Source organism: Bradyrhizobium sp. (genome assembly GCF_049519115.1).
Classification (GTDB): Bacteria; Pseudomonadota; Alphaproteobacteria; order Rhizobiales; family Xanthobacteraceae; genus Bradyrhizobium.
In genome coordinates, this window is sequence record NZ_JBEKRB010000123.1 from 1 (window position 1) to 11,806 (window position 11,806).

Consider the following 11,806-nt stretch of genomic DNA (forward strand, 5'->3'; position numbering starts at 1 on the left):
CAAGATCGGCGATATGTACAAGGACTTTTTTAAATCAGCATTTGAGCCCATGACTGTTGCAACGCCGAAGCTCGCGGTCTCCAATTAATCTCGCCCATACCTCGATAATCCACGTTCGGTTCTGTGATTGTCTCAGGTTCAAGCTGGCGATCGAGCGCGGCTGGTTGTGGATGCGTGAATCGGGAAACCCCAAGTGCCGATAACTTGGTGTTTCCAGCACCGAGTTCGTGTTTATGACCGCCAGCATTTTTTTCGGCGAAATGCTCATTGCTCCTCTGCTGGCAATGTTCCTGCTGGCGATTTCGCCGCTCAAAATGACTTCCGTCTTTGAGGTTTTCATCGCGGGCGTCGTCGTGTGGACCTTTGCCGAATATGTTTTTCACCGGTTTGTATTTCACAAACTGGTGGCCAGAGAGCATCGGTTACACCACGCCGCCCCCGATGATCCGAAGCGCTCGACAACGTACAGACGCTTCTGCTCGAAGTGGTTGGACGCGCATTTGCGCCCGCCAATTTCAACCTCGTTCCATATGATGGTCATCAGAGAGGGTAGCACGGCCAGTCTGATTCGCGTCGGTTTAGGTTGCGCCCGTCATCAATCTGCCAACAGCACAAAGCAGAGTGTTCGGTCGAACTGTTGCGACCACCGATGCACAAGGTCCCCTGGGAATTTCGGAACAACTATTCCACTCGGTCGCTTCTCCTCCGCCATATCCAAACGGCCACGACCAGAGCCAAGATCGCGGCAACAAGGAAACAACCACTACACATTGGCGTAAATTCGCTCTGCGTGCGGGTGACTGGTTCTTTTGTCATTTCGAACATCGTGACATGCTGGAATATTGCCTTGCAAATCATGGCCATTGGCTTCCCCGCGCGTTGCGCGGCCGGGCTGTCGTGAACGGAGCCGAAGGCGTCTCCGCCCTGCGGCTTCCATCCCTAACGCAAGTCATTTCGTGCCGCTTGCCGGGGGCACTCGGTCCCGCGTCCCGCCGTTCGCGGCGCTCGGCGCCATGCTCGCGCTCCTGCGGGCGCACTTTGAACCGGTCGCGCGGCCGCACTCGGCTCGCATGCGCCTCCGGCCTCCATATCACTCATGCTCGGCCGAGTGCATTTTTCGCTTCGGCACGGCGCAGTTGATTGTTGCTCAATATTGATGATCACTAATACGATCAGGACTGGCTTCTCGCTGAGGCGCAGGATCGTGCCATGGCTGACGTACAGAAGCTCGTTGATGAATTGTCGAGCCTGACAGTGCTCGAATCCGCCGAACTCGCGCGGCTTTTGAAGGAGAAGTGGAAGCCGCCGAAGGTGTCGCTAGCCGACATCAAAAGCGATCTTCCGAATTGGCCGGATGAGGTCATCGAGCTGTGGCTGTTCTGGCTGGCAAACCGCAGCAGCGGCGATACGGGTTGGCCGCCATCAGAGCCGCTTGGCTATCGCGGATGGGCTCCCATCCTCGGCTATAGGCCACTTTCATGGTGGCGCGAGGTTAGCTGGAAGCGGGAAAAGACCGACTGTGGCTTTTCAACTCTCTGTCGGGATACGAAAGCAATCGTAAGGCAGATGTTGAAGGAAAAGATGGACGGCAGCATCGACCAAGAGACCGAAAAGCGGTTCAGAAGGCCGGCGGCTATCTGATGAAGAACGGCACATTCGAGATGCCGTTGATTGCGATCAGGCTTCCCGATGGGTTGAGCGTCCTTGATGGCAATCACCGGATCAGCGCATTCTGCGGGCTGCAAGAGATGCCCGCTGGATCGCTCGAACAACGCGGTATGAAAAAGCCAGCACCCGAACAAGACGTATGGATCGGGACGCATAGTCGCGGCGAGGTGCCGTTGGATTTTCCGCTCGACCTTTAAGTTGCGCTGTCACTGTCTAGGGCCATGATACCAAGCTTACCGAGCTCATCGCGGAGGAAATCACGGTCGCAACCGGGGCCGGGAATGATCTCTATGATCGTGCCATCTGCCACCGCTCGTCGAAAGTCAAAGCCGAGCTGAAGGCCGGGCGGAAACTCAATTTCCGTGCCATCCGCCAAGACATAGCGCCCTAAGCCAAACGCCGAAAGCGAGATACGCATCTCTCGCTCTTTGGCGTAGTTGTCGTCCTTAATGTAGGTGTAGAGGATCGGGTTGACCATTTTCGTGACATTTCTGCGCGCCGTGGCCCACGCAATGTACTCAACGACTCCGTAGTTCACGGAAAAGATCTGCTTACAGCGGGCTCCCCGGTATTCAAGCCCTATACCAGCCTCCACGGTGTCGTTGATGACGGCACGCAACTTCGCGAAATCAAAAGCGATGCCGACTTTTCCGCGTGGGCTGCCGTTCGCATACTCGCTCCACATGTGGTCAGAGTCTTCGAGCGAGAAACAACACGCGTAAGTCCGGTGCCGGGAATGGTCATAATAATCCGCGGCCGAGAAGTCAGTTGCCTTTTCAAACCGTGTCGCCGCATTGCTCGCGCGATCCCGTCCCAGCTGCTCACCGTCGTTCGGGTCGGCACTCGGAAAGTCTTTGTAACTATCGACCTGATTGAAATAGAGATAGCCGCCGCCGACCGACCGGAGCAGGTTTTCGATGGTCATGATCTTGTAGAGGCGCTGCCCGTCAGGCGGCGCGGTGAGGAGCCCGGCATGCGGTTCGACCAGCCCCAGCACGGGGTCAAAGGCAGGGTTTTCTGGCTTTTCGGTCATGGCCGCAGCTTGAGGAAACGGGCCGCCTCGATTAAGGGCAGCTATGGTGGATCATGAATTTTATCACCGAACTAATGATAGGGGCAGCGCTTACATCCGGCTGTATGCAGGCCCGATGAGGATTTCTCGTTTTAATGCCGCGCCGGATTTCCCTTTATCTCATGAGATCTGGGGTCAGTGCCGTCGGACTCCGGCGGCGACGGCTCTGCCCCGACGGCCACACCTTAGGGCTGCTTGAACTTACAAGGTTTCTAGCATTTCCTGATCGTGTGGACCGATTGTGAGGACGTAGTCTGCTTACGGTCACGTGCTCGGACCTGTGGGTAATGACCGCCTGCAGCTCAAAGCGCCGGTGTAGGCTATTGGCCGACTTCTTCCGTAACATTCGATGCACGAACATCCATTCGAGTCGCCGACAGACATCCACTGCTGGACCAACTTTAGCCATGGGCGGCCAAAACCGGAAGTCGCATCTACTCTCCCCGTGTTGCGTACTCTTCTTGAAGTCGGCGCTTGAATATTTTTCCTGTGTCCTCTCGCGGGACAGAGTCCCGAAATTCGACAATTCGCGGAACCTTAAAGTCTGCTAGCTTCCTCGCAAGGAATTCTTTGACTTGTTGTGCTGTCAGCGACGTCTCACCGTGCGTCTGGACCACGGCGGCAAGCGATTGACCGAATTCCGCATCGGGGATACCGAAAACGGCACAATCGGCCACCCCGGGCATGCCGATCAGTACCTGCTCGATTTCGGCAGGATAGATGTTCACGCCGCCTGACAGCACCAAGTCTGTTCTCCGGTCGCAAACGTAGAGATAGCCCTCATGGTCGAGATAGCCGATGTCACCCACCGTAACGTATCCATCGTTCTCGACGGCCTTGCGATCATTCTCGCGATTGATATAGGTAAATCGAGACGTCGCTAAATGTCGGGCATAAATTGTTCCAACTACACCAGCCGCCACTTCGTTGCCGTTATCGTCCACAATTTTGATTGATACCCCCTCGATGGGTCGTCCGGCTGAGCCTGGTTTCAGGCGCGCCTCGGCCGAAGAGATCGCAGTAAGGTAGCCGGTTTCGCTGGCCGCATAGCTCTCGTTGATGACATCTCCCCACCAGCCGATCATTGCGCGCTTAACGTCCGGCGCGCACGGCGCGCCCGTCGAACCCACGAACTTTACCGAACTAAGGTCGTATTTGTTACGCACACCTTCGGGAAGCCGGAGCAGCCTTACATACATGGTCGGAACAAGGTACGGGTGGGTTATCCGCAGGCGTTCGATTGTGGAAAGCGTCGATTCCGCGTCAAATTTCGGCTCTATCCTTAGCCACGAACCAAGCTGCGCCATCATCAGCGAAGATACGCATGGCGCACTGTGATAGAGCGGTGCAGAAATCAGACAGCGAGCGTCGGGCGAGAGCCCCAAACCTGTTTGAAACATCCTCGTCAAAAGCTCGACGTAAGCTTGCGCATCTTCCGGGGAAGGAGGAAAACGGCGGACGCCTTTCGGCCTACCAGTCGTTCCAGAGGTGTAGGCGATCATGCCTCGGGGAATTTCTGCGCTTGTAGCAAGTGGGTCTGCCGTGGCAACTAGAGCCGCCCAGTCAACTGCTCTGTCCGGGATGCTCGTTGCTGACTCCTGTACTTTATAGGAAGCAATCGTCAACTGGTGCGGGCGCAGCGCAAAGACTGAAACTTCAGCCGGGATACCGTCCTCAATCTGACGAAACAAATCGGAATGGGTGAATAGTGCTTTCGCACCGCAGTCGCGAACGATGTACCCCGCTTCCTCACTTTTGAAGTGCCAATTCAGAGGCGTAAAGTAGAGGCCGAGCTGACGTGCAGCTAACATCACGTCCATCAGTGCCGGCTCATTGCGCATCATCAACGCAATCGTATCACCCTCCTTGAGACCGGCGAGAGCCATTGCGCCTGCAACCTTTGCGGAGCTAGTGCTCATCTCTTCCGGACTAAATTCTTGGTCTCCAAATGACAGGGTGGGAAACATGGCTCCGCCAACTCCTAATAAACCGTTGATGTTCCAATCCACGAGCGACCAAAGATAGAAATTAAACTTGCGCCATCGCTCGGCCTCCATGTGGAAGTGTTACTGTCCAAGCGCGCCCCTTGGAAGACGCTGAGGGCGGTTCAAAATGAAATATCTTTGCGGGTTGTCGGCTTCCGCTTGGGATCATACGCGGGCCTAAGATTATTGACCGCATTCGAACTTGAAGCGGGCGTAGGTCACCGGCCGATTTATGCCGTAACGAGTGATGTACGAACACCCGTCGTATAACGGACGGACGCGGAACTTCGGATCCACGTTGGGCTGAGGAGACTCAGATTCAAGTTTTCGGGGAACGCGGCTAAAACCCCTGACCTGCCCTTGAGAGCGTCACTAGCCCTATCCCCGGCTTTTCATTCTTCGACGGTTTCCAGTTAGCGCGCCTAGGCGACTGGCGCAACTTGCCAGAGGGCCGTAAATACCCCAAACTAGATATCTCGTCTTAGACCTATGCAAGTGCCTCTTTTGCAGGAGGACGCTATGGACGCGAAGACGTTCGAAGCCGCTGTGATCGGGAAAATCGCCCGGCGCATTCGCGGGCGACGCCTGTGAAGGACCGTCGTACCTCAGAGTCCAAGGACATTCTTTCTTTTGGCCCGTTCAGCCTGTTTGCGGCCGAGAGGCTGCTCAAGAAGGGTGACGAGCCGATACCGCTCGGTGGCCGCGCGCTCGACATCCTGATCGCGCTCGCGGAGCGGGCCGGGGAAGTTGTCACCCACAAGGAGCTAATCTCAACGGCGTGGCCGGATGTGAGGGTGGAGGAAGCTAACCTCCGCTTTCAAATAGCTGCCCTTCGGAAGGCGATTGATGACGGGGGAGACGGTGCTCGCTACATCTCGAATGTTGCTGGTCGCGGTTATTGTTTTGTCGCTTCGATCACACGCTCGGCGGCCGCTCCAACGGCTTCGATCACCGGGATCACTGCCACAGAACGAGTTAATAAACTGCCGCCGCGACTAGCGCGAATGGTCGGCCGTGATGACACCGTTAGAGCGTTGACGCAGCAAGTCCAGATGTGGCGCTTCGTCAGCGTCGTCGGTCCGGGCGGTGTCGGCAAAACGACCGTAGCAATTTCTGTCGCTCATGCGCTGGTTGATGGATTCCATGATGCGGTGTTCTTCATCGATCTGGCTGCGCTGACCGATCCTCAACTTGTGCCGACAGCGATCGCATCGGCGCTCGGGTTCATGGTGCAAACCCAGGATCCGCTCGTTGGTCTGCTGGCCTTTATCGGCGACAGGAAGATCCTCCTCGTGCTCGACAATTGCGAGCACGTAATCAGCGTTGCGGCAGCACTGGCCGAACGCCTCGTCAGCGAGGCACCACAAGCGCACATCCTGGCGACCAGCCGCGAAGCCCTCCAGGTGGAAGGTGAAAATGTCCATTTATTGTATTCACTTGATTGTCCCCCCGAGGATGCCGGCCTGACGGCCATGGAAGCGCTCCGATATCCGGCTGTGCAGCTTTTCATGGAGCGGGCGGCGGCGAGCGGTCATGGCGCAGCGCTGAGCGACATCGATGCAGTGATCGTCGCCCGAAGCTGCCGCCGGCTTGACGGGATCGCACTTGCCATTGAGCTCGCGGCCAGTCGCGTCGGCTCCCTTGGGATTCGTGGAACCTCGGAGCTGCTCGACAACCGCTTCAGCTTGCTCTGGCATGGCCGTCGCACCGCGCTGCCGCGCCACGAGACCCTGAACGCAATGCTCGATTGGAGTTACAGGCTGCTTTCGGAGCGCGAGAAGGTGGTCCTGTGCCGGCTGTCGGTCTTTGTCGGGGACTTCACGCTTCAGGCCGCCGGCTCCGTTGCGTCGGAGGGGGAGGCAGACGAGGCGGACACTATCGACGCGGTCGCGAGCCTGGCTGCAAAATCCCTGATATCCACAACCGTCATCAATAAATTGACCTACTACCGGCTGCTCGACACCACGCGCGCCTACGCCGCTGGCAAACTCGCCGCGCGTGGCGAAGCGGATCGCATCGCTCGGCGCCACGCGATCTTTTATTCCAGGTTTCTCGAACACGACGAGATCATCCAGTCATTGTTCGGCGAACACGATCTTTCGGGATACGCCCCGCATATCGGCAATGTGCGGGCGGCGCTCGGATGGGCGCTGTCCGACCGTGGCGATGCCGCGGTCGGCATCGAACTCGCCACCTGGGCGGCGCCGCTGTTCTTCGGGCTGTCGCTGCACGGGGAATGCAGGGGTTGGTGTAAACGGGCGCTGGCCGCGCTCGACGACACCAGCCGAAACACCAGACACGAGATGATTCTTCAGGAAGGTCTGGCGATGTCGTCGATTTTCACCCGGGCCAACGGCGATCGGATTCGTGCCGCAATCGAGCGCGGACTTGCGCTGGCGGAAATATTCCAGGACCGCGGGCGCCAACTGCGCCTTCTCTGCGGTCTGAACCTCTTTCTTCATCGAATTGGCGACGTCCGCGGCGCCCTGGCGGTCGCGGAACATGGCGGCGTCATCGCGGAGGCTGTCAAGCACCCGGCCGGCACCGTCTGGGCAGAGTGGTGGGCGGGCCATGCCCACCACTTTCTGGGCAACCAAGCCGCGGCACAACTCCATCTTGAGCGCGGCTTGGCACTCGCGGTCGAACTCGGTACCTCCAACGTCAACTTCTTCGGTTTTGATCCGCGCACCTTCGCGCTCGTCATTCTCGCCCGCACCTTGTGGCTGCGTGGCTTCTCCGATCAGGCGCTTCGAATCGCGCAAAAGGCCATCGATGAAGCGGCAAGCCGAGATAACCCGGTTCCGATCGGCATTTCGCTGTTTTATGCCTCGACGTTGTTACTATGGACCGGCGATTTACCAGGAGCCAGCGGCCTCATCAAGCAGCTGAAAGTACACGCCGGACGGCACTCGCTTGCACCGTACCATGCTCTCGGCATCGCGCTGGAAGGCGAACTTGCCGTCGCCCGCGAAGAGTCGGAAGCCGGAATCGATTTGCTACGGACCGCGGTGGAGGCCATGCGCGCCCAACAGTTCAATCTCCTGATCACGGGCTTCATCGGCGCGTCGGCGCAAGGCCTGTGCAAGACCGGGCAATTCGAGGAGGCGCTGTTCACGGTCAATGGAGCGATTGCACGCGCCACAAATAGCGGAGCGGAATTGGACTTGTCCGAACTACTCCGGATCAAATCGCAGATTCTCGTGGCACAACATGACCGTGAATCAGCGATGAACTGTCTGACCGATGCGCTCGCGGTCGCACGCGCGCAATCTGCGCTCGCCTGGGAGCTAAGGTCGACGATGGTGTTGGCCCGCTTGCTCTGCGAAGACGACCAGCGCGATCATGCCCGGCATGCCTTGGCTCTCGTGTATAACCGCTTCACTGAAGGTTTCGAAACCGCAGATCTCAAGCGGGCGCGCGCGCTGCTTGAGGATTTGCGATAGCTCTTTTAGCCGCTCTACGCCAAGCCGACGACCTCCGCAACATTCTTTCCGCCTGGAGATCCGGCGGAACCGGACTCCCTGCACCCGTCTAAAACTTTCTAACGTAATCAAACGGGCCAAGCCGTCGTCCATCGAGCATGGTCGTCGCATGCAAATTGCCTAGAATCTTTCGAATCCGACACCATGATGAAATCCTTCGTTCCGCCAAACGCTCCCGTCGCCCTCCCGCCCCTGGTGGCCGCCTACGACACTTTCAATCAGATTTGTTTAGGAAGCACCATGTCCTCATACCAACAATTCTTGACCGCTATTGAGCGACCTCGCTTTTCAAACCCGAATGATGCTTGATCGCGTTCGCTGGGATCTATTGGTTTCGAACGTCGGCTGTTCGAGTGTCCCAGATGCGATCATGTTGAAACCAGATGATTGCGTCCGACCCGCTCAATTCCAAAGCGCAGGGGTGACTTTTTGGCGAGCTAGGTCGAGCTGCCGTTACGCATTATGTCGAGGGCGGTCGGAACGGGCTCAGCTCGGCGATCCCCTCGACCGTATCGCCGCCTATTGAGCGATCAAGTCCGGCAGTGCCTAGAGTCCAGTGGCCCGTAAGTGGGATGATTGTGCGGAGGCGCGGCATTTATTTTCGGGGCCCTCATCCTCCAGGATAATGCTGAACAGGACTTCGAGTCCGGCCAGGCTGTCGCTCGTTGCAGGCGTTATCAGTTGCCCGTGTCAATCGGGCGGCTGTCCTCTTGACGCCCGCAGCTGTCCAACAAGCGTCAAGCCGTGGATGCCAAATACGAAGGCTAATCCGATCACCCCGCCGAGCACGACGTTTCGACGCGCTCCACGGCGAACGCAATGGACTGATCGGCGTCGATTATAGCAAGCGCGACGAGCGCGCAGCGTAGGCCGAAAGCGAGCGGGTATCGCCGGAATGCCACTAGGGACAACACCGTGCCAACGGTGGCCAGTTCTATGACGATGCCATTGTGCGGCATCAGGAATCCTAGGCTTACGCCGATCGGAACGCCTACGAAGGCGCCAAGCAAGCGGTCGCCTAGCTTTCGTCTTGCGCTTGCGGCATCGCCGGTCACCACACTCGCCGCGGGCCATATGACCCATTGACCGTGTTCTACATGGCGCCATTCCACAAAGATCGAAGCACAAGCAACGGCAAAAGTAACCGCGACCATGGCCTCGGCAAAGGAGGCCGCGACATGTCCGTTGTTGAGGGGTAAGAGGCGATATCACTTGCGCCCCGTGTCAGGTCGGCTTTGGACCCTCGCTGTGTATACACGGCCAAGACCGGGAGCGGACTTTACCTACGAGCGACGTAGACCTGCGGCACCAGATCTTGCGACCTCTCGTTATCCGCATCTCGGTCCGAGAGACTGCCTACACGAACTCCGCGAGCGGCGATCGATATTGCGTCGCAACGCCGCAAGTTCACTATTGCCGCCAAAGGCGGAATGCCAGCAAAATCATGCGGCGGAGGGAGAAACAAGAATGACCAATCTTCAATCGAGGCGGGATTTCTGCGCCACCGCCATCGCGACAATCTTCGCCTCCACTACGTCCGTCAGAGCCGGTGAGAAGAAATATGATCCCGGTGCAAGCGATACCGATATCAAGCTCGGACAGACGGTACCACACAGCGGTCCGGGTTCGCTCTACGGCGTGCTGGGGCGGGTCGGCGAAGCTTATTTCCAGATGATCAACGAGCAGGGCGGCATAAACGGACGCAAGGTCACGTTCCTAACCCTAGACGACGCCTACAGCGCGCCGAAATGCGTCGAGGCGACGCGGCGGTTGGTGGAGCAGGAAGAGGTGCTGGCGCTGTTCGGCTCGCTCGGTACGGCGCCGCAGACCGCGGTGCACAAATATCTCAATTCCAAGGGCGTGCCGCAGTTGCTGCTCAACACCGGCGCGTCGAAATGGAACGACCCCAAGAACAACAAATGGACCATGGCCGGCTTGCCGCTTTATCCGACCGAAGCGAGGATACTCGCCAAACATGTCCTGAGCGTTAAGCCTGAAGCCAAAGTCGGCATTCTCCACCAGAACGACGATTTCGGCCGGGACTTCCTTGGCCCCTTCAAAAAGGTGCTGGCGGACGCCGGCGGCAACGCCCAGGTGATCATTGAGCAGACTTACGATCTGTCCGATCCGACCATTGATTCTCAGTTGATCAATCTCTCGAAGTCAGGTGCGGACGTCTTTTACAATATCAGCACGGGGAAGGCGTCATCGCAGTCGATCCGCAGGGCGGCCGAGCTCGGCTGGAAACCGCTGCAACTGCTGTCGGCCGGCTCGACCGGCCGCTCGATTCTCAATGCCGCCGGCTTCGAGAACGCGAAGGATATTGTCGCGATCCGCTATTCCAAGGAGGCTGGACCGGGGCGCTGGGAAAAGGACAAGGACGTGATGGCGTTTGAGGCGTTGCGCGCGAGATACCTGCCGAACGTTGATCGCGACAACACCATCGCCTACGGCGGCTATGGTCAGGCGGCCTCCATGACGGAAATCCTGCGCCGCTGCGGCGATGAGCTCACCCGCGCCAATGTGCTGAAGCAGGCCTCGACACTGGCAGGCTTTCACTCGCCGTTTTTCCTTGACGACATCAATTTCAGCTACACGCCCGACGACTACTCGCCGATGAAGACGCTTCACATTTCTATCTTCGACGGCAAGGACTGGCAAATTTCTGAAAAGCCGGTCACAGAATAGTTTCTGATCCCCAGACGGCGGATCGGTCGATCCGCCCCGTAGGGCGTTGAGCCAGGTTTCACGATGCAACGGAGAGGAAAGCGATTGCGTCTCCGCTAGATCCCCTACCTGCGCGGCGATGTCCGATGCGCGTGGCGACGCCATGCTGCTAAGTTCTGCCGTGAATCCAAGTAATGGAAAAAGTCGCGATAATTTTACGGCGCAATCCCTTTCTGGTGTAGATAGTGATACTCAAGCAAAGGGTTTAGCGTCATCATCGTGGTGGGTTGTGCAACACGATTGCGGAATTGCTGCAGATTGGCGACCCCGTCGAGAACAACTTCAAGATGGCCTACATTCAGCGACGCGGCGTTGAGGCGCTGTCGCTTGTAGCTTTTCCACCTCGGATCGAACGTCATTCAACGTCTTGTTGAGCTTTTCGACTTGCCCAGATTTCGCATATCCCGGCGTCGTTTTGAAGCTCGCACCGAGCAAGGCGCCAAACATATTCGCTAGCGTCATCTTGTCCTGAAGGGCACCGTGGTCCAGAAGTGTGACGCTCAGTCTGGTGATCCGGCGGTCTCTCATTTAGAGCCGCGACCCATCGATGAATTCGATATGTCCGATCGAACGAAGAATGCGTTCGTGCCGCAACGCCTGGGCCTGGGCGGCGAACATTCCACCGGCGAAATCCTAACCTCTCATTGGCGAATCCACTCTGTTGGGCAACAAGTAAGATCGTTATTTCATAACATTCGATGCACGAACACCCGTCGTATAACGAACGGACGCGGAACTTCGGATCCGCGCTGGGCTGAGGAGACTCAGATTCAAGTTTTCGGGGAACGCGGCTAAAACCCCTGACCTGCCCTTGAGAGCGTCACTAGCCCTATCCCCGGCTTTTCATTCTTCGACGGTTTCCAGTTAGCGCG

9 protein-coding genes are annotated in these 11,806 nt (G+C 57.7%); 4 read left to right on the forward strand and 5 right to left on the reverse strand.

The window, feature by feature from the left end; genetic code table 11:
• Positions 1 to 29 precede the first annotated feature (29 nt).
• Positions 30 to 419 (reverse strand): hypothetical protein, encoded by a 390-nt coding sequence (locus tag ABSE61_RS35355; RefSeq protein WP_423875802.1) that lies wholly within the window; start codon positions 417 to 419, stop codon positions 30 to 32.
• Between the two features lie 790 nt (positions 420 to 1,209).
• On the opposite strand from ABSE61_RS35355, the gene ABSE61_RS35360 reads away from it, so the two are divergent.
• Together ABSE61_RS35360 and ABSE61_RS35365 are read left to right on the forward strand one after the other, a co-directional pair.
• Positions 1,210 to 1,641 (forward strand): hypothetical protein, encoded by a 432-nt coding sequence (locus tag ABSE61_RS35360; RefSeq protein ID WP_423875803.1) that lies wholly within the window; start codon positions 1,210 to 1,212, stop codon positions 1,639 to 1,641.
• On the forward strand, positions 1,641 to 1,865 hold the full coding sequence (locus ABSE61_RS35365) for a hypothetical protein (protein WP_423875804.1): 225 nt from the start codon (positions 1,641 to 1,643) through the stop codon (positions 1,863 to 1,865). The genes ABSE61_RS35360 and ABSE61_RS35365 overlap by 1 nt, the downstream gene beginning before the upstream one ends.
• Here the strand turns inward: ABSE61_RS35365 and ABSE61_RS35370 are convergent.
• On the reverse strand, positions 1,862 to 2,701 hold the full coding sequence (locus ABSE61_RS35370; RefSeq protein ID WP_423875805.1) for a DUF2971 domain-containing protein: 840 nt from the start codon (positions 2,699 to 2,701) through the stop codon (positions 1,862 to 1,864). The two genes, ABSE61_RS35365 and ABSE61_RS35370, sit on opposite strands and share 4 nt — an antisense overlap.
• Positions 2,702 to 3,174: 473 nt before the next feature.
• Complete coding sequence (locus ABSE61_RS35375) at positions 3,175 to 4,797, reverse strand: AMP-binding protein (RefSeq protein ID WP_423875806.1); 1,623 nt, start codon at positions 4,795 to 4,797, stop codon at positions 3,175 to 3,177.
• A gap of 515 nt (positions 4,798 to 5,312) precedes the next feature.
• On the opposite strand from ABSE61_RS35375, the gene ABSE61_RS35380 reads away from it, so the two are divergent.
• On the forward strand, positions 5,313 to 8,168 hold the full coding sequence (locus tag ABSE61_RS35380; protein WP_423875807.1) for an ATP-binding protein: 2,856 nt from the start codon (positions 5,313 to 5,315) through the stop codon (positions 8,166 to 8,168).
• A gap of 812 nt (positions 8,169 to 8,980) precedes the next feature.
• Here ABSE61_RS35380 and ABSE61_RS35385 read toward each other — a convergent pair.
• The gene (locus ABSE61_RS35385) at positions 8,981 to 9,361 is read right to left on the reverse strand and encodes an FUSC family protein (protein ID WP_423875808.1); all 381 of its coding nucleotides are present in this window, start codon (positions 9,359 to 9,361) and stop codon (positions 8,981 to 8,983) included.
• Between the two features lie 313 nt (positions 9,362 to 9,674).
• Between ABSE61_RS35385 and ABSE61_RS35390 the strand changes: the two genes are divergently transcribed.
• Positions 9,675 to 10,895 (forward strand): ABC transporter substrate-binding protein, encoded by a 1,221-nt coding sequence (locus ABSE61_RS35390; RefSeq protein ID WP_423875809.1) that lies wholly within the window; start codon positions 9,675 to 9,677, stop codon positions 10,893 to 10,895.
• 194 nt (positions 10,896 to 11,089) lie between these two features.
• Here ABSE61_RS35390 and ABSE61_RS35395 read toward each other — a convergent pair whose 3' ends face one another.
• Positions 11,090 to 11,293, reverse strand: a complete 204-nt coding sequence (locus tag ABSE61_RS35395; RefSeq protein WP_423875810.1) for a hypothetical protein — start codon at positions 11,291 to 11,293, stop codon at positions 11,090 to 11,092.
• Between the last annotated feature and the right edge of the window lie 513 nt (positions 11,294 to 11,806).